Genomic DNA, 17,454 nt, shown 5'->3' with positions numbered 1-17,454 from the left:
AAGACTTTATTGTCTTGAGGGCGTTTTTTATTTCTAAGGGAGGGATGAGATGAAAAACCTGAAGTCTTGGCGGTACCCGTTGCTTCTGTTAACCGGAATCGGGATAGCAAATATTGGTGAATGGATCTATTTTTTGTCTCTTAATCTTATTGTCTTAAAAGAAACGGGGTCTGCTTTTGCGGTTTCCATCCTTTATTTAATCAGGCCTGCGGCTGTTTTGATGACAAATGGGTGGGCGGGCAGCATCATCGACCGGTGTAACAAACGGAATATGATGATGTCGCTTGATTTCATCCGGGCTGCATTCATTGCCGTTCTGCCGCTGATGTTTACAGCACGGTCTTTATTTTCCGTTTATTGTATCGTATTTTTGATTCAAATGGCCAATGCGATGTTTCGTCCGTGTTCCATGGCGTATGTGACGATGCTTATCCCGGCTGAAAGGAGAAAACGATTCAATTCACTAAGGGCTTTGTCGGAATCAGGGGCTTTTCTCCTCGGGCCGGCTGCGGCCGGGCTGCTTTTTATCGCCGGCACGCCGATTTTTGCGATTTGGGTGAATGCGGCGGCTTTAGTGCTGTCCGGTTTCATCACGATGATGCTGCCGAACCTTGAAAATGGGCCTCACGTACATTCTCCCGCACAGAAGCTTTCTTTGGCAGTTTACAAACAAGATTGGAAGCTCGTCTATCGCTTCAGCCGAACAGCGCGAAACGTCATGATCATTTATTTTTTATTCAGTCTGGTCATGACCGTTATGCCATCAGCGCTTGATTCGCTTGAAGCCGCTTTTGCAAAAGAGGTTCTTCAGCTGACTGATGCCGATTACGGTTTTCTCGTCAGTGTCTCAGGGGCAGGCATTATCGCGGGGGCGCTTGTCAATGTGTTCTTTAATAAAAAAATGCCGGCTTCTTTATTGATGGGAATGGGCTCTTTATTCACAGCGGCCGGATATATGATTTATGCGTTTTCTGACGTTTTTTGGACGGCTGCTTTCGGATTTTTCCTTCTCGCTTTTTTTCTGGCGTTTGCCAATACAGGCTTTCTGACGTTTTATCAAAAGAATGTTCCGGTGGACATCATGGGGAGAGTGGGGAGCTTTTATTCATTAATCGAAGCCGTCTTCATTATAGTAGTAACGGCGGTTTTCGGAGCAGCTTCTGTCAGTTCTTCCGTCCGCGGCATCGTCATCGCAGGCGCTGCTGTTATGCTGGTGTTGGCAGCCGTTTTATGCTCGTTCTTATTTGCGGCCGCAAAAAGGAGGACTCCTGATGTATTTCAAGCGGATCAATTTAAACAAACATAAAGAGACGGCCGTTTCGTTTCGTGAGGATTCGTTTTTCGTCAGCTTTGGCACGGCGGATCATTTTAATAGGGATGAATATCTCAGGTGGCTGTCATCCCAAATCAAATGCTTTCCCGACGGTTTTATGCTGCTTTTTCATAACGGACAGCTAGAAGCTTCCATCAAATTTTACCGCAGCCAAAAAATCGGTTATGTGCACCTTTACTGAGCAGCAAAGAGAACGCGGAACGAAGCTGCATCAATTTAGAATTAAACGGAAAAGTTCTCAGAATGAGAGGAGCCGTACCGCCGGAATAGGGGGCGGTACGCGTTTCATTTTTTCGTTGTTTTTAAAAGGCCGGGAAACTTCTTATAAATGACCGCCATTAAGACGAGCATATACATTCCATAAATCCCGAAAGACAGCAGTTTGTTGCTTGTAAATGAAGCGCCTGCGACCGTCACGATCACAATGTTCGGAATTTTGCCGAGCACCGACGCAGAAAAAAAGATCGGCCATCGGATATTACTCAGCCCGCAGACGGTATTCATGGCAAGCGACGGTATAATCGGAATCAGCCGCCCGAAAAGCACCGCCGTAAACGCGTGCTGATGAAATGAATCTTCATATTGGGCCGCGGCCGGGTAAGCCAGCAGCTTTTTTCTGGCCCAGTCTCTGAATCCGTACCGGACGAGAAAAAACAATGCCATTGTTCCGAGCATCGCGCCTGACAATGTAATCCACACCCCGTTTACAATCCCGAAAACCGCTCCGTTTAAGGCCGCGATAATGGCGAATGGAACAATCGGAAAAAATACGTCAGCTGCGACCAGAAGGATACTCATAAGCACGGCATACATGCCGCCCGCGCGAATCATGCTGAGCCAGACGTCTTTTTGCATAAAGCCGATCATTACGACAGCAATGATGACGGCAAGACTGAATCCCTTTTTTATCATCTGCACGTTCACCTCTTTTCAATTAGTATACAGCACAAATCTATCTCCTTCTATTAAAATAAGCTGTCCGATAAGCGTATTTGTTTATCAGCATTTGCCGTTTGATGAGAAACGGCTGCACCCGGATTTGAACAAAACAAGCGGGAAGCGGGTGATGTGCATCATTTGATGCAGAGAATCATTTTTTATAAAAGGGGACACGTTAACAGTAGTGTTTACTGGAGGTGTAAACGTTGAGATACTTTCATCTGATCATCATGATATGCGTCCTCACGAGTCTCACTGCCGTGTCCGCCGATGCGAAATCTTTAAAAAGAAGTGACATGGAGAAGACGGGAAACGTGTACTGGGATATAAGGTCTGAAAAAAAGAAACTATCTTTAACCTTCGATGACGGCCCCCATCCTGTCTATACGGAGGCTGTGTTAGACGTGTTGAAACAGCACAATGTTAAAGCAACCTTTTTTTGTGTCGGGAGCCGTATAGACAAATACCCCATAACGGCAAAACGCATCGTTGAAGAAGGGCATGAAATCGGCAACCATACGATGAACCATGTTTATTTTCACCGACTGAAACGCAAAGACGTTTTACAAGAGCTTCACAGCTCAGCGCATCATATCACATCGCTGCAGCCGGAAGGGGACAAGTTATTCCGCCCGCCGGGAGGGTCGCTGAATCATACGGCTTTCAAAAGCATCTTAAAAGAGGGCTATCATATCATCATGTGGTCATGGAACCAAGATCCGAGGGACTGGAAAAGGCCCGGGAAAGGAAAAATCGTCAGGCACGTTGTTTCACATGCCAGAGATGGAGATATCGTTCTTCTGCATGACGGCGGAGGAAACCGGCGCCAGACGGTTGAGGCTTTGAAAGAAATCATTCCCAAGCTGAAAAAGCAGGGCTACACGTTTGTTAAGGTTTCGGATTTGATCGGACAGGATTCCGGCCCTTTTCATATCCAGTAAAGAGAGCGCCGCGTTGAAAGCCGCCAAAGAGATGTGTACCATAGGAGGTAAGGTTTGGGGGGAGAGAAAATGAAGTTTGCTGTTCTTTTTATTACGATAATCTGTCTATTATCAGGATGCGCCGCGGGCGAAGAAAAAAGTGTTGTCGCGTTCGGCGACAGCAATACGCGCGGTTCCAACTGGGATTATCGTGATTATCCGAAGGCGCAGCAGTGGGTAAACATTTTAAAAACAGCGGAACGCGGCCGTCTTACGGTTATAAATGCGGGAATAGGCGGCCAGACGACTGAGGATGCGCGCCTGCGCTTTCAAAGCGACGTGCTGGACCGTAAGCCCCAATATTTATTTATCATGTTCGGAACAAATGATGCGGGCATTTTGACGGGCGATCAGCCGAGGGTATCAAAGAAACGGTTTAAAGAAAACCTGACTTATTTCATAAACGAAAGCAGAAATCACGGCATAAAGCCGATTTTAATGACGTGCATCCCGGTTATAGAAGGAAACGGAACGCATCATCTCTATTACTATGCGAGATATAAAGCCTCAGCCTTTAAAGAAAAAGGCGGCGCGAGAAAATGGCATAATTCCTATAACGGCGTTACGAGGCAGGTTGCAGCTGAGTTGAAAGTGCCGCTGGTGGATAACTGGAAACACTTTATACGCGCGGACGGCGGCAAAGATACAGACCGGGCGCTGATCCAATCCGGACTGATAGATCCCTCCGGAAATCATATGACGCCAAAAGGCGCCAGAATCTTAATTGAAGGCATAAAAAATGGGCGGGTTTTGGAACGCTGACGCCGTCAGCTGCCTAAACCGTTTTGCTTCTGCTTCATAGGCTGTAGAAAAAACATCTTTTTGGAGGCGATTGCTATGAACCGCGGTTTCCCTCCGCAATATCCTGTATGCCCGCCTCCTCGGGTGAATGCGGGGTACTGGTACGCATTTTTTGTTGTGCTGCTCGTCGTCATTCTCGTCCTGGGCGGTCTGTATTGGTTCAATATATAGCAGCCGTCCTCTTAAACACCTCTATTTTAGGGGTGTTTTTTGTTGAAAGTGGTAGTAATGCGCATAACCGAAGTGATATAATATCAGTCATCTGAGTAAAAAAAGGAAATTCGCCCGGGAATTTTTTTCTGTTTAAGAAGAAACGGAAATAATGTGTCCGAGCGATCTTCTTTTGATTTCGTTTTCAATTAACTCGATAAATTCACGGCTCAAATTCATTTCATTGGCTTTGAAATAAGATTCTATTAGTAATTCATCAGAAAGCTTTCTCATGCCGGGGACCCAATTAATGGGAGTGGCACCTCCTTATAATTGTAATCAATCATCAGACGCAAGCATATGATGGAAGGTTGCGTTTCAATCATGGTGAGGTTATCTTTAATCTACCATGAAATACAAATAAGAACAATCGTCCTGTTATCCACACTCGTAAGTGGATAACTTGTTAGTATCTTGTTTATAATCTGGATAAATCCGGATGTAATAAGAGTGGATAATGTGTGTAATTTTATCCACAACTGGTGAAGAAACCCAATTTTTGTCGAAATTTTTTTACTGAGTCCGACTTTGTTTTTAAATCTGACAGGTTTCGACATATAGATGATAGAAAGAAAAGGAAGGGTGCGGGTTTTGTTAAAAAAGTTTTTTTTACCTGACGAATTTGTGAAAAATATATTTCATATCACACCGGAAAAGCTCAAAGAACGCAATGTGAAAGGGATTATTACAGACCTTGACAACACGCTTGTGGAGTGGGACAGACCGAGTGCGACACCTCGATTAATCGAATGGTTTGAAGAAATGAAGGAGCACGGCATTAAAGTCACGATCGTCTCCAATAATAATGAACGAAGAGTGAAATTATTCTCGGAGCCGCTTGGCATACCGTTTATTTATAAGGCAAGAAAACCGATGGGACGCGCCTTTAAAAGAGCCGTCAGCAGCATGGATCTGAAAAAAGAAGACTGTGTGGTCATCGGCGATCAGCTGCTTACTGATGTTCTCGGCGGAAACAGAAACGGGTATCATACGATCCTCGTCGTGCCTGTCGCTTCCTCTGACGGAGTCATGACGCGCTTTAACCGCCGGATTGAACGGAGAATATTGAGTTCTTTGAAACGTAAAGGCCATATTCAGTGGGAGGATTAGAAATGGAAAAGGTTGTTTGCATCGGCTGCGGAGTAACGATCCAGACCGAGGATAAACAAGGTCTCGGATACGCGCCAAAGGCATCGCTCACGAAAGAGAATGTCATCTGCCAGCGCTGCTTCAGACTGAAAAATTACAATGAAATTCAAGATGTTTCATTAACGGATGATGACTTTTTAAATATCTTGCACACAATCGGCGATACTGACTCTCTTATTGTCAAAGTCGTTGATATTTTTGATTTTAACGGAAGCTGGATAAACGGGCTGAACCGCTTTGTCGGCGGTAATCCGATCATTCTTGTCGGTAATAAGGCCGATATCCTGCCGAAATCCGTAAAACGGGAACGGCTCGTTCAATGGATGAAACGCGAAGCGAAAGAATATGGCTTAAAACCCCTTGATGTCTTTTTAATCAGTGCTTCCCGCGGACAAGGGATGAAGGAAGTCATTGACGCCATTGAACATTACCGCGAAGGGCGCGATGTGTATGTGGTGGGCTGTACCAATGTCGGCAAATCCACATTTATCAACCGGATTATTAAAGAGGTCTCAGGGGAAGAGAATATTATTACCACCTCTCAATTTCCGGGCACGACGCTTGACGCGATTGAAATCCCGCTCGATGACGGATCTGCGCTTTACGATACGCCGGGAATCATTAACCATCACCAGATGGCGCATTACGTGGACAAGCGTGACTTAAAGGTGCTGACACCGAAAAAAGAACTGAAGCCGCGCACTTTTCAGCTGAATGAAAAACAAACGCTTTATTTCGGCGGGCTTGCCCGGTTTGACTATGTATCAGGCGATAAAACGGCGTTTGTCTGCTATATGCCGAATGAATTGATGATTCACAGAACAAAGCTTGAAAATGCTGATGACTTATACGAAAAGCATGCGGGAGAACTGCTTACCCCGCCCGGAAAAGATCATTTGGATGAATTTCCGGAGCTTACGCCCCACACGTTTACGATTAAAGAAGGAAAGACGGATATCGTTTTTTCCGGGCTCGGCTGGGTCACGGTGCAGCAAGCAGATAAAAAAATAACGGCATACGCTCCGAAAGGCGTACACGTATTTGTCCGCCGTTCATTAATATAGAGAGAAGGGGAGAGGGAGCATGAAACAATTGTACGGAGTAATCGGAAATCCGATCGGGCATTCAATGTCACCCGATATTCATAACGCGGCTTTGCAAGATAAGAACATCAACGGGCAGTATTTTGCGTTTCAGGTGGAACCTCATCATCTCAAGGACGCCGTTAACGGAATCAAGGCGCTTGGCATCTGCGGAGTGAACGTCACAGTCCCGCATAAAGTCGCGATCATGGAGCATCTGGATGAAATACATGAAAGCGCGAAAGTACTCGGGGCCGTAAATACCGTCAAAAGAGAGGGAGACAGGCTCATCGGGTATAATACTGACGGAGATGGGTTTTATAAATCCTTAGTCAAAGTATTGGACAAACCGATATCAGAGCTCTCCATCCTCATGATTGGGGCGGGAGGAGCGGCAAGAGCGATTTTTACGACGATCGTCCGCAGAGAGCCGAAACAATTTGACGTTTGCAACCGCACGCCGGAAAAAGCAGAAAGTCTGATTGCGGCTGCTCCCTCTTTTCAGCAGAAACGCGCCCTTACTTTAAAAGAAGCTGAAAATCAGCTTGAACAATATGACGTCATTATTCATACAACATCTGTCGGCATGTATCCGAAAACGGATGCCGTGCCGCTCTCATTGGAACGGGCCAAAACGGGCGCCATCGTTTGTGATATCGTATACAACCCGATTCAAACGGCGTTCTTAAAAGAAGCTGAAAAAAGAGGTTTAACAACCCTTGACGGTGTCGGCATGTTTGTGGAACAGGCCGCACTGTCTTTCAAGCTGTGGACGGAACAAGAGCCTGACAGCGGCTTAATGAGAGCGATTGTTGTAGGAAAACTAGGAGGAACACAATGTTAACAGGAAAACAAAAACGGTTTTTGCGTTCAAAAGCGCATCATTTAACGCCTATTTTTCAAGTGGGAAAAGGCGGAGTCAACGAAAACATGGTGAAACAGATTGCCGAGGCTTTAGAAGCAAGAGAGCTGATTAAAGTCAGCGTGCTTCAAAACTGCGAAGACGATAAAAATGATGTCGCAGAAGCCCTTGTGAAAGGCACCCGCTCACAATTGGTGCAGACGATCGGAAATACGATCGTATTGTATAAGGAATCAAAGGAAAATAAACAAATCGAGCTTCCGTAAGGTGGTTGACATGAAGAAAATCGGAATATTCGGGGGCACATTTGACCCTCCGCACAACGGACATCTTCTGATGGCTAATGAAGTCCTTCATCAGGCGGAGCTCGATGAGATTTGGTTTATGCCCAATAAAATCCCTCCGCATAAGCAGAATGAAGACTTTACAGACAGCCGGCACCGGGTGGAGATGCTGAAGCTTGCCATCAGCTCTAATTCCGGCTTTAAGCTTGAGCTTGCGGAAATGGACCGGAAAGGCCCTTCTTATACCTATGATACCGTCCGTTTACTGAAGGAGCGGCACCCGAACGACAAGCTTTTCTTTATTATCGGGGCGGATATGATTGAATATCTGCCGAAATGGTACAAACTGGACGAACTGCTCACGCTCATTCAATTTATCGGAGTGCGGCGCCCGGGGTATCATATTGAGACCCCGTACCCGCTGCTTTTTGCCGACGTTCCGGAATTTGACGTTTCGTCAACGATGCTGAGAGAACGTCTCAAAGCAAAAGAGCCGACGCAATACTTAATGCCGGATAAAGTGAGGCAGTATATAGAGGAGAATGATTTATATGAATCGTGAGGAAGCACTTGCCTGCGTCAAAGAGCAGCTGACCGAGCATCGCTACATCCACACAATCGGCGTGACAGATACGGCGGTTATTCTCGCAGGCCGGTTCGGAGCAGACCCGAAAAAAGCGGAAATGGCGGCTGTTTTTCATGATTATGCGAAATTCCGGCCGAAAGAAGAAATGAAGCAGATCATCGTGCGGGAAAAAATGCCGGCTGAGCTCTTGGATTACAATGCCGAGCTGTGGCATGCCCCTGTGGGAGCGTATCTGGCTGAGAAAGAAGCGGGGATCACTGATCCTGAGATCTTGGATGCAATCCGCTATCACACGTCAGGGCGTCCGGGAATGACCCTTTTAGACAAAGTCATTTACGTTGCGGATTACATTGAACCCGGCCGCCATTTTCCCGGAGTGGAAGAGGTGCGCCGTCTGGCGGAAACGGATCTGAACGAAGCGCTCATACAAGCGATGAAAAATACAATGATATTTCTGATGAAAAAAAACCAGCCGGTCTTTCCGGAGACGTTTGCAACCTATAACTGGCTGGTGTCTCAAAATTGACAGGAGGAATATGTAAATGAATCAAGCTTCCGTATTAAAAATCGCGGCAAAAGCATGCGACGATAAACGTGCAGAAGATATTTTAGCGCTGGACATGGAAGGAATCTCACTTATAGCGGATTACTTTTTAATCTGCCACGGGAATTCTGATAAGCAGGTTCAGGCAATTGCGCGTGAAATTAAAGATCAGGCAGAAGAAAACGGCATTGATGTCAAAAAGATGGAAGGGTTTGATGAGGCCCGCTGGATTTTAGTTGATCTCGGCGACGTCATTGTCCACGTTTTCCATAAAGATGAAAGAAGCTACTACAATCTTGAAAAGCTATGGGGCGACGCGCCGCTCGCAGAGCTTGAACTCGGCTTGAACTCATGATTTACCAAGGCTTCGCCGGCGTATATGACGAGTTAATGTCACATGCGCCGTATGATGAATGGGCGGGCTGGATCGAAGCGTCTCTTCCGGAAAAGGGAAGGGTGCTTGATCTTGCCTGCGGAACCGGAGAAATATCCATCAGGCTTGCTGAAAAAGGCTGCGAAGTCACGGGGATTGATTTGAGTGAAGATATGCTGAGCTGTGCCCAGCAGAAAAAAACGGGAAAGCCGATTCTTTTTCTCCAGCAGGATATGAGAGAGCTTTCCGGTTTTGAAGAACAGTTTGATGCCGTTGTCATCTGCTGTGATTCCCTAAATTACTTAAAAACGAAAAATGATGTCTTAAGCACCTTCAAAAGTGTTTTTCAAGTTTTGAAGGAGGGCGGCCTGCTTCTGTTTGACGTCCATTCCCCATTTAAAATGACGGAGCTTTTTCCGGACAGCACCCATGCGGATCAGGATGAGCAGATCAGCTATATCTGGCAAAGCTTTGCCGGCGATGAAGAGCTTTCTGTCATCCATGATATGTCTTTTTTCGTATGGAACGGACAATCTTATGACCGCTATGACGAGACGCATGAGCAAAAAACATTTTACATTGAAGAATATGAACAAATGCTTGCAGAGACCGGATTTAAACTGAAAAAGGTGACAGCTGATTTTACAGACCGGCCTCCTTCAACAGAGTCTGAACGTCTTTTCTTTACGGCAGGCAAACCAAAAACCATCGTTTAAACGGAACGATGGTTTTTAAAATGCATTTTTTGCGATTGGCGAGATAAAGCACTTTATGGCATACTCAGTTACACGTGAAATTGCTTCTTCACTAACGATATATCTTCATCGTATTTGTCATGTGTACGCTGAAAGACACGGTTGAACATATCCTGAACACCGCTTTCGAGAGCCTTCAGTCCTTCCCCGGTGACGCCGCCTTTTACGCATACTTTTTCCTGCAAGGCGGGAAGCGTGTAATGCCCTGTTTCCAGAAGCTTTCCGAGACCGACAAGCATTTCCGTCGACATAATCACGGCTTCTTCTTTGGTGATGTCCGTTTCTTCCACTGCCGCGTCAATAAAGCGCTGAACGAGATAACTCATAAAAGCGGGCCCGCAGCTGACAATGTCTGACGCCGCTCTTGTAATGCCGCTGCTGATTTCTACAGGTTTTGAGATATGAGTGAACAGCGTTTGAATATCCGCTTTTGCAGACTCGCTGCAGCTTTTGCCGAACGTAACAAGCGAGACGCCGGCCAAGGCGCGGTTCGTAATGCTCGGAATGACGCGGGCCGTCTGACACGGAACCGTATGTTCAATCTGATCCGTCTGAACGGGACTGGTAATGGAGATTAAAATGTGATCTTTCCGTAAATGCGGTGTGAGTTTTTTCAGCAAAGGATATATATCCAGCGGCTTTACACAAATGAATATTATTTCATTTTCCTGTACGAGCTTTTCCTGATCCTCGGTGACATGGATGCCGCTGAAACGTTCTTTTAGTTTTAATGCTTTTTCGATTGTTCTGTTTGTGATGGTGATATGTGAGGGATCGGCAGCGTTTGATTCGATAAACGATTCAATCAGGATCGTCCCCATGTTTCCGGTGCCGATAAAGCCTATTTTCAATGAATTCCCCTCCTTTTTCCCTTAATCCTCTAAACCTTATGCGGGGAGGCAATGCAATATGACGAAAGCGATGATGACGGAGCGGCTGCGGCGGAACCTGAAAATTCTGGGCGCTTGTCTTGCGGCAGGGGCGGTTTTTATCTGTATTTGGCTGTTTCGTTCTGAAAAGGAAGAGCCGGTCAAACAGCAGTCCGTGCTCGGCCAAACAGCCTCAGCATCCGTCGCGGACAAAAAAGACACCGCAGCCGATAAGATTATGATTGATGTGAAAGGCGCGGTCCGAAATCCCGGCGTGTATGAAATGAAAGCGGGAGACAGGGTGACGCAAGCCATTGAAAAAGCCGGCGGCCTGAAGAAAAAGGCGGATGAATTGAATGTTAATTTAGCAGAGCAGCTGCAGGACGGGACGATTGTTTATATTCCGAGTGAAGGCGAAGAGGAGAATCGCCCGAAAACAGCGGCGGGTGAAAAGGAGAATGCAGCTGTCAATATCAATATGGCATCTCTGGACGAACTTCAGGCGATTTCCGGGGTGGGGCAGAAAAAAGCGGAAGCGATTATCGCCTACCGAGAAGAAAACGGACGGTTTCAGACTGCTGAAGATTTGATGAATGTATCAGGCTTTGGAGAAAAGTCATTTGAGCGGATAAAAACTTCCATTACGGTAAAGTGAATTGACGGTTCTGCTTAAATCTATGTAAACTTAGAAAAGCAACAAGACTTTTTGGAGGGAACACTTGTGGAACGAATCTCATGGAATCAATATTTTATGGCGCAAAGCCATTTGCTGGCGCTGAGAAGCACATGTCCGAGACTGTCAGTCGGGGCAACCGTAGTCAGAGATAAGCGGATGATTGCCGGCGGATACAACGGCTCAATTGCCGGCGGCGTCCATTGCGCTGATGAAGGATGCCTTTTAATAGATAATCATTGCCAGAGGACCATACATGCAGAGATGAATGCGATTCTGCAATGTTCTAAGTTCGGTGTTCCGACGGAGGGTGCCGAAATTTATGTGACGCATTATCCTTGTATTCAATGCTGCAAATCAATTATCCAGGCAGGCATCAAAACGGTTTATTATGCTGAAGATTACAAAACACAGCCTTATGCAAAAGAGCTGTTCAGCCAAGCCGGAGTCAAGGTGGAGCAGGTCGAACTTGATGAAATGATCATCGATCTGAAAAACCGCGAAAAATTGTCTTTTGTAGCAGGTCTGATTCAGCAATTATCTGATGCGGGGGTTAAGGCAGATGAACTGAAAAAAATTCATGAACAGGCCAATGAGCTGTTTACCAGTTACGTATAAATGAAATATAAATACCTTCTTCTGCCTCTGGCGGCGGTTTCTGCAACTGCGGGAATTGCCGCCGCTCATGTCTTCTGGGTTCTGCTCCTTTTTCTTCTGTATCTTCTCTTTATTATTGTAAAAACAAAGCAGTATGCTCCGGTTATCGTCTGCCTCGTTTCTTTTTGTGTTTATTTCTTTCTTTATACGGTTTGTGACGCTGCGAATGTAACGCGCTATCAGGCCGGCAGTTATACTGAACAGGCCGTCATCACTAATATTCCGAAGGTTGACGGAGCGAAAATGTCAGCCGTTATCCGTACACATGACAAGGAAAAATGGGCGGCTTCGTACAAAATCCGGTCTCTTGAGGAAAAGAGACTCATTGAACAGCTTGAACCGGGGATGCGCTGCACATTTACAGGCTCTCTGGAACAGCCTGCACATGCGACGGTTCCCGGAGGTTTTGATTATAAGGAATATCTTTACTCTCAGCAGATTCACTGGTTATTTTCCGTGACTTCCATTCAGCAGTGTGAAAAATCCAAACAGCCGCTGTTTAAACTGCTGAACATCAGAAAAAATTTGATTTCGATCATTCGGAATCACGTGCCTGAATCTTCCGCCGGAATTGTTGAAGCGCTGACCTTAGGTGAAAGATTTTCTATAGAGGACGATATACTGAGTGCATATCAAAATTTGGGAGTCGTTCATTTAATGGCGATTTCCGGAATGCATGTCGGTCTTATTACGGCGGGATTATTTTATGCTCTGATCAGAATCGGGCTGACAAGAGAAAAAGCAGGAATTTTGCTGCTGCTGTTTTTGCCGGTGTATACGCTGCTGAGCGGTGCCGCCCCATCCGTATTGCGCGCATCCCTCATGCTGGGATTTTATATCGCCGGAACTCTTGTTAAACGCGGCATTCATTCCTCTGCTGCATTGTCCCTGTCTTATCTGCTGCTCCTGCTGTTTAATCCTTACTTCCTTTGGCAGGCGGGCTTCCAGCTTTCCTTTGCGGTAAGCGCCTCTTTAATTCTTTCATCCTCCATTTTAAAGAAAGCAGGGAAAAGCAGACTTGCCGGGCTTGCGATGGCCTCATTCATTGCAGAGCTCAGCTCACTTCCGTTTCTTCTCTATCATTTTCAGCAGATTTCACTTGTCAGTTTTCCGATGAATATGGTGATGGTGCCATTTTATACGTTATTTGTCATTCCGGTTTCTGTCATCGGTTTCCTTCTTCTTTTACTCTCAAGGCAGATGGGAGAATGTTTGTTTGGTATGTTTGACCTTGTGATGAAGCCTGTGCATGATTTCATTACATATGCGGCATCCGTTGATTTATTTACTATGATTGTGTCAAAGCCTGACTTTCTTTCCCTTCTTCTGCTTGCGGTTTCCGTTTTTACGCTTTTTGCGGCTTTGGAAAAGGGAGGTTTTTTAAAACTCAGGAAATCGGCTCTTTTTTTCTGCGCGGTTTTGGCTTATTTAATATGCCGTCCGTATTTCAGTCCATGGGGAGAAGCGGATATGCTTGATATCGGGCAGGGAGACTCACTGTTTATAAGCGCGCCGCACCGCAAAGGGACCGTAATGGTTGATACAGGGGGAGTGATTGCTTATCCCGGAGAATCATGGAAAGAAAAACGCCACCCGTATTCTATCGGCGAGAAGGTTTTGATTCCATTTTTAAACGGAAAAGGGGTGAAAAAGCTGGATGCACTGATTTTAACCCATGCGGATCAAGATCACATCGGGGAAGCCGGAGTGTTAATCAAAAATCATAGAGTCAAACGGTTAATTGTCCCCGTGGGATTCGTAAAAGAACCGAAGGATCAGAACATATTAAATATGGCGAAAGAAAACAACATTCCCGTTGCCGAAGCAAAGCGAGGCGACACCATTACAGCCGGTGATCTTCAGTTTCAGGTGCTGTCTCCGGAGTCGTCTGACGGAAGGAGTAAAAATGATTCGTCACTGGTGCTTTGGACGGTTTTTGGCGGAGTGAGCTGGCTTTTGACGGGAGATTTAGAATCGGACGGCGAAACAGAAGTGCTGAAAACGTATCCGAATCTGAAGGCTGATATATTGAAGGCGGGTCATCACGGCAGCAAAAGCTCAACGAGTGAAGCCTTTTTGAAGCAGCTTCAGCCGGAAGCGGCGCTGATTTCAGCAGGAAAAGAGAATCGATACCATCATCCGCATGAAGAAGTGCTGGATCGTTTGAAGGCGTACTCTGTAAATGTGCTTCGCACCGATATCAGCGGAACGATTCAATACAGATTTAAAAAAGGCGCCGGAACGTTTTCCGTCTTCCCTCCATATGATATAGAAGAAACCAGGGCGCAAGAAGTAAAAAAGACTGCCGATTGACAGCAGCCCGGAATGCGGCTAAGAGCCGATAAGATGGATGGCTGTTGCCATCACGAACAAAAAGGCGAAAAATCCGAAGGACACGACAAAACCGACAGCTGAGTCAACAGCATCATTTCGTTTGCTTTGAACGTTTTTTTCAAAATCATTCAATTTCATCCCTCCTGACTTCCCTAAGTATACTGGAATTGTTTTGAAAAATCTAGAAGTGATGGTAACGTTTTCTGTTCTTGTGATTATCGCCTTTTTACAAGCAGACCCGGGAGCTTGTGAATCAGGCGTTTATTATAAATGAGGAAGCTGTCCTTAAAGCTTCCTCTTTACTATTTGCCGAACTCAATTTAGGATAGAAGGGGATCAAGAAAGAGAGGAAGTCATACGATCATGGTATTTGATGTTTGGAAAGCCCTGAAAAAAGGGGATGTCCGCTCCGTTTATTGCTTATACGGAAAAGAAACGTATCTGCTCCAAGAAACTGTCAGCCGGATCAGACAAGCTGTCGTTGATGAGGAGACAAAGGATTTTAACCTGTCTGTTTTTGATCTTGAAGAAGATCCGCTTGACCAGGCCGTAACCGATGCGGAAACGTTTCCGTTTATGGGAGAGAAGCGGCTGGTCATCGTAAAAAATCCGTCTTTTTTAACAGGGGAAAAAAAGAAAGAAAAAATAGAGCATAATACAGCCGCTCTGGAGACTTATCTGAAGGAGCCTGCGCCTTATACGGTCTTTGTGATTGTGGCTCCGTACGAGAAGCTGGACGAACGGAAAAAGCTGACGAAAGCGCTGAAGCAAAAAGCCCTTATGATTGAAGCTAAGGAGCTGAATGCAAAGGAGACGACTGATTTTACGATTAATCTGGCGAAATCCGAAAATAAAATGATCGATACAGAAGCTGCCGAGCATTTGGTTCTGCTTGCAAACGGCCATCTGTCATCCATATATCAGGAAATACAAAAACTCTCCGCCTACACCGGTGACAGACATGAGATCACACTTGAAGATGTCCGGGAGCTCGTCGCAAGAAGTTTGGAGCAGAATATTTTTGAGCTGATCAACAAAATCGTGAACCGAAAACGGACGGAAAGTCTTCAAATATTTTATGATCTTTTAAAACAAAACGAAGAACCGATCAAAATTATGGCGCTGATCGCCAACCAATTCCGTCTGATTATGCAGACAAAGTATTTTGCGGGACAAGGATACGGCCAAAAGCAAATCGCTTCCAACTTAAAGGTGCACCCCTTCCGGGTAAAACTGGCGATGGATCAGGCGAGGCTTTTTTCTGAAGAAGAGCTGCGGCGTATTATAGAAAGACTCGCGGTGATGGATTATGAAATGAAAACGGGGAAAAAGGACAAGCAGCTCTTGCTGGAACTCTTTCTCCTTGAGCTTCTCCGGACTGAATGAAAAAAACGATCCCCGTTAAAGGGATCGTTTTTGTATTATGCAGAAAGTCCGTTCACTTGTTTCGCAAGTCTAGATTTGTATCGAGCTGCGGCATTTTTGTGTACAAGACCTGTTTTCACTGCTTTATCAATGCGTTTCGCTGCTTCAGAAAGAGCAGTTTTCGCTTTATCCGCTTCGTTGTTAGCAACAGAAGCTTCAACTTGTTTGATTGCAGTACGCATAGCAGATTTGATTGTCGCGTTATGAGCGCGGCGTTCGTTGTTTGTTTTTGTACGTTTAATCGCTGATTTAATGTTTGGCATGTGTTTCACCTCCTAAGATACAACCTGTAGCACAGTGTCTTAAGGTTAAATCTTCTTCACAATAGAACAAATTGTATTCTATCAAACAGAACTTTAGATTGCAATATAAATGTAAAGTATTTTTCGTTGATGGGTAAATTCGCATGATTCGTTTTGTAAATGGCCACACTATGTACCACGATGATTGAAGGAGGTCTTCCCTGTGAAAAACAACGAACTGGATGTCAATCAATTTCTGATACGGACGGATTTAGCGGTAGAAACGAAACAGGCGGTAAAAGACGGACAAGCCGGTCAGAAAAAAGAAATAAACGGGTTTATTGAAAAAGAACGCGACAAGGGCGGCATTAAAGTCAGAACCGTCGATATTACCAAAGAAGGCGCCGAACTATCGGGGAAAAAGCAGGGACGCTATGTCACGATCGAGGCTCAAGGGGTTCGGGAACACGACTCTGACATGCAGGAAAAAGTAACGGAAGTGTTTGCCGAGGAATTTTCCGCCTATCTGTCGGCATTAAAGATTCCAAAGGATGCAAGCTGTTTGATCGTGGGTCTCGGCAACTGGAATGTGACGCCGGATGCGCTCGGCCCTCTCGTGACCGAAAACCTTCTTGTGACAAGGCATCTGTTCAGGCTTCAGCCGGAAAACGTGCAGGAAGGGTACAGGCCGGTCAGCGCGCTTGCTCCCGGTGTGATGGGATTAACGGGAATTGAAACGAGCGATATTATTCAAGGCGTGATCAAAGAATCAAAGCCGGATTTTGTGATCGCGGTAGACGCTCTTGCGGCCAGAGCCGTTGAAAGGGTGAACACGACCATCCAATTTTCTGATACGGGCATTCACCCGGGATCAGGCGTCGGCAATAAGAGAAAAGAATTAAGCAAGGAAACGCTCGGCATTCCCGTCATCGCAATCGGGGTACCGACTGTCGTTGATGCGGTTACGATCGCAAGCGATACGGTGGATTATATATTAAAACATTTCGGAAGAGAGATGAAAGATGACAGCCCGTCAAGATCTCTGGTGCCCGCCGGAATGAACTTCGGCAAAAAGAAGGTGCTGACAGACGAAGACCTTCCGGGAGAAAAAGAACGCCAATCCTTTCTCGGTATTGTCGGCACGCTGGACGAAAACGAAAAACGCCAGCTGATTCACGAAGTGCTTTCTCCGCTCGGCCATAATCTGATGGTCACGCCGAAGGAGATTGACACCTTTATTGATGATATGGCGAACGTACTTGCAAACGGGTTAAACACCGCCCTTCATGAAAAAGTGTCACAAGATAACAAAGGTTCTTATAATCATTAAAATGGTTCTACCTCCTCTAGCTTGTT

At 45.8% G+C, this 17,454-nt stretch carries 22 protein-coding genes and 2 pseudogenes; 19 read left to right on the top strand and 5 right to left on the bottom strand.

All coding sequences use genetic code 11. From position 1 onward, the window contains the following. Positions 1 to 49 precede the first annotated feature (49 nt). Complete coding sequence (locus ACKTRM_RS12260; protein ID WP_012118036.1) at positions 50 to 1,306, top strand: MFS transporter; 1,257 nt, start codon at positions 50 to 52, stop codon at positions 1,304 to 1,306. Then, positions 1,272 to 1,514, top strand: coding sequence for a hypothetical protein (locus tag ACKTRM_RS12255; protein WP_023357051.1), 243 nt, complete (start codon positions 1,272 to 1,274; stop codon positions 1,512 to 1,514). Before ACKTRM_RS12260 ends, ACKTRM_RS12255 begins: the two co-directional genes overlap by 35 nt. A gap of 104 nt (positions 1,515 to 1,618) precedes the next feature. Here ACKTRM_RS12255 and ACKTRM_RS12250 read toward each other — a convergent pair whose 3' ends face one another. Next, positions 1,619 to 2,245, bottom strand: coding sequence for a TVP38/TMEM64 family protein (locus ACKTRM_RS12250; RefSeq protein WP_012118035.1), 627 nt, complete (start codon positions 2,243 to 2,245; stop codon positions 1,619 to 1,621). Between the two features lie 233 nt (positions 2,246 to 2,478). On the opposite strand from ACKTRM_RS12250, the gene ACKTRM_RS12245 reads away from it, so the two are divergent. The 3 genes from ACKTRM_RS12245 to ACKTRM_RS12235 all read left to right on the top strand — a co-directional run bounded on the left by ACKTRM_RS12245 (position 2,479) and on the right by ACKTRM_RS12235 (position 4,224). Further along, the gene (locus ACKTRM_RS12245) at positions 2,479 to 3,213 is read left to right on the top strand and encodes a polysaccharide deacetylase family protein (protein WP_012118034.1); all 735 of its coding nucleotides are present in this window, start codon (positions 2,479 to 2,481) and stop codon (positions 3,211 to 3,213) included. Positions 3,214 to 3,282: 69 nt separating this feature from the next. Beyond that, positions 3,283 to 4,014, top strand: coding sequence for an SGNH/GDSL hydrolase family protein (locus tag ACKTRM_RS12240; protein WP_012118033.1), 732 nt, complete (start codon positions 3,283 to 3,285; stop codon positions 4,012 to 4,014). 75 nt (positions 4,015 to 4,089) lie between these two features. Further along, complete coding sequence (locus ACKTRM_RS12235) at positions 4,090 to 4,224, top strand: hypothetical protein (protein ID WP_003152848.1); 135 nt, start codon at positions 4,090 to 4,092, stop codon at positions 4,222 to 4,224. A 132-nt stretch (positions 4,225 to 4,356) separates the two neighbouring features. On the opposite strand, the gene ACKTRM_RS12230 is transcribed toward ACKTRM_RS12235, so the two are convergent. Further along, positions 4,357 to 4,497, bottom strand: coding sequence for a sporulation histidine kinase inhibitor Sda (locus ACKTRM_RS12230; protein ID WP_003152850.1), 141 nt, complete (start codon positions 4,495 to 4,497; stop codon positions 4,357 to 4,359). 357 nt (positions 4,498 to 4,854) lie between these two features. Here ACKTRM_RS12230 and ACKTRM_RS12225 point away from each other — a divergent pair, with 357 nt between their 5' ends. From ACKTRM_RS12225 to ACKTRM_RS12190, 8 genes are read left to right on the top strand one after another with little or no spacing between them, the layout of a single operon-like run. Then, positions 4,855 to 5,373 carry a YqeG family HAD IIIA-type phosphatase gene (locus ACKTRM_RS12225; protein ID WP_007408254.1) on the top strand — a complete coding sequence of 173 codons (519 nt, stop codon included), beginning with the start codon at positions 4,855 to 4,857 and terminating at the stop codon, positions 5,371 to 5,373. 2 nt (positions 5,374 to 5,375) lie between these two features. Then, on the top strand, positions 5,376 to 6,476 hold the full coding sequence (yqeH, locus tag ACKTRM_RS12220) for a ribosome biogenesis GTPase YqeH (protein WP_012118032.1): 1,101 nt from the start codon (positions 5,376 to 5,378) through the stop codon (positions 6,474 to 6,476). A gap of 19 nt (positions 6,477 to 6,495) precedes the next feature. Then, entirely contained in the window at positions 6,496 to 7,338 is an 843-nt protein-coding gene (gene aroE, locus ACKTRM_RS12215; protein WP_012118031.1) for a shikimate dehydrogenase, read from the top strand. Further along, positions 7,332 to 7,622 carry a ribosome assembly RNA-binding protein YhbY gene (gene yhbY, locus ACKTRM_RS12210; RefSeq protein ID WP_007408257.1) on the top strand — a complete coding sequence of 97 codons (291 nt, stop codon included), beginning with the start codon at positions 7,332 to 7,334 and terminating at the stop codon, positions 7,620 to 7,622. Before aroE ends, yhbY begins: the two co-directional genes overlap by 7 nt. Positions 7,623 to 7,632: 10 nt before the next feature. Beyond that, positions 7,633 to 8,202: a nicotinate-nucleotide adenylyltransferase gene (locus tag ACKTRM_RS12205; RefSeq protein WP_012118030.1), complete on the top strand. Its 570-nt coding sequence runs from the start codon at positions 7,633 to 7,635 to the stop codon at positions 8,200 to 8,202. After that, positions 8,192 to 8,752, top strand: a complete 561-nt coding sequence (yqeK, locus tag ACKTRM_RS12200) for a bis(5'-nucleosyl)-tetraphosphatase (symmetrical) YqeK (RefSeq protein ID WP_012118029.1) — start codon at positions 8,192 to 8,194, stop codon at positions 8,750 to 8,752. The genes ACKTRM_RS12205 and yqeK overlap by 11 nt, the downstream gene beginning before the upstream one ends. A gap of 16 nt (positions 8,753 to 8,768) precedes the next feature. Then, positions 8,769 to 9,125, top strand: a complete 357-nt coding sequence (rsfS, locus tag ACKTRM_RS12195; RefSeq protein ID WP_007408260.1) for a ribosome silencing factor — start codon at positions 8,769 to 8,771, stop codon at positions 9,123 to 9,125. Further along, on the top strand, positions 9,122 to 9,859 hold the full coding sequence (locus ACKTRM_RS12190) for a class I SAM-dependent DNA methyltransferase (RefSeq protein ID WP_012118028.1): 738 nt from the start codon (positions 9,122 to 9,124) through the stop codon (positions 9,857 to 9,859). Before rsfS ends, ACKTRM_RS12190 begins: the two co-directional genes overlap by 4 nt. 68 nt (positions 9,860 to 9,927) lie before the next feature. On the opposite strand, the gene comER is transcribed toward ACKTRM_RS12190, so the two are convergent. Then, positions 9,928 to 10,749 (bottom strand): late competence protein ComER, encoded by an 822-nt coding sequence (gene comER / locus ACKTRM_RS12185; RefSeq protein ID WP_012118027.1) that lies wholly within the window; start codon positions 10,747 to 10,749, stop codon positions 9,928 to 9,930. A 58-nt stretch (positions 10,750 to 10,807) separates the two neighbouring features. Between comER and ACKTRM_RS12180 the strand changes: the two genes are divergently transcribed. The 3 genes from ACKTRM_RS12180 to ACKTRM_RS12170 all read left to right on the top strand — a co-directional run bounded on the left by ACKTRM_RS12180 (position 10,808) and on the right by ACKTRM_RS12170 (position 14,410). After that, positions 10,808 to 11,422, top strand: a complete 615-nt coding sequence (locus tag ACKTRM_RS12180) for a helix-hairpin-helix domain-containing protein (RefSeq protein ID WP_012118026.1) — start codon at positions 10,808 to 10,810, stop codon at positions 11,420 to 11,422. A gap of 66 nt (positions 11,423 to 11,488) precedes the next feature. Beyond that, the gene (locus ACKTRM_RS12175) at positions 11,489 to 12,058 is read left to right on the top strand and encodes a ComE operon protein 2 (RefSeq protein ID WP_003152868.1); all 570 of its coding nucleotides are present in this window, start codon (positions 11,489 to 11,491) and stop codon (positions 12,056 to 12,058) included. Further along, positions 12,059 to 14,410, top strand: coding sequence for a DNA internalization-related competence protein ComEC/Rec2 (locus ACKTRM_RS12170; protein ID WP_012118025.1), 2,352 nt, complete (start codon positions 12,059 to 12,061; stop codon positions 14,408 to 14,410). A gap of 18 nt (positions 14,411 to 14,428) precedes the next feature. On the opposite strand, the gene ACKTRM_RS12165 is transcribed toward ACKTRM_RS12170, so the two are convergent. Continuing rightward, positions 14,429 to 14,563, bottom strand: a complete 135-nt coding sequence (locus ACKTRM_RS12165) for a YqzM family protein (RefSeq protein WP_003152870.1) — start codon at positions 14,561 to 14,563, stop codon at positions 14,429 to 14,431. A 40-nt stretch (positions 14,564 to 14,603) separates the two neighbouring features. Here ACKTRM_RS12165 and ACKTRM_RS12160 point away from each other — a divergent pair. Together ACKTRM_RS12160 and holA are read left to right on the top strand one after the other, a co-directional pair. Next, positions 14,604 to 14,755, top strand: a pseudogene (locus ACKTRM_RS12160) (hypothetical protein). Between the two features lie 39 nt (positions 14,756 to 14,794). Next, positions 14,795 to 15,836: pseudogene (gene holA / locus ACKTRM_RS12155) on the top strand (DNA polymerase III subunit delta). 16 nt (positions 15,837 to 15,852) lie between these two features. Here the strand turns inward: holA and rpsT are convergent. Continuing rightward, positions 15,853 to 16,119 carry a 30S ribosomal protein S20 gene (rpsT, locus tag ACKTRM_RS12150; protein WP_003152876.1) on the bottom strand — a complete coding sequence of 89 codons (267 nt, stop codon included), beginning with the start codon at positions 16,117 to 16,119 and terminating at the stop codon, positions 15,853 to 15,855. 202 nt (positions 16,120 to 16,321) lie between these two features. Here rpsT and gpr point away from each other — a divergent pair, with 202 nt between their 5' ends. Then, complete coding sequence (gpr, locus tag ACKTRM_RS12145) at positions 16,322 to 17,428, top strand: GPR endopeptidase (RefSeq protein WP_007408268.1); 1,107 nt, start codon at positions 16,322 to 16,324, stop codon at positions 17,426 to 17,428. The last annotated feature ends 26 nt before the right edge of the window (positions 17,429 to 17,454 follow it).

Source organism: Bacillus sp. D7-8 (genome assembly GCF_052055895.1).
In the GTDB taxonomy this organism is placed as follows: domain Bacteria; phylum Bacillota; class Bacilli; order Bacillales; family Bacillaceae; genus Bacillus; species Bacillus velezensis.
This window is presented reverse-complemented; position numbering and strand designations above follow the sequence as displayed.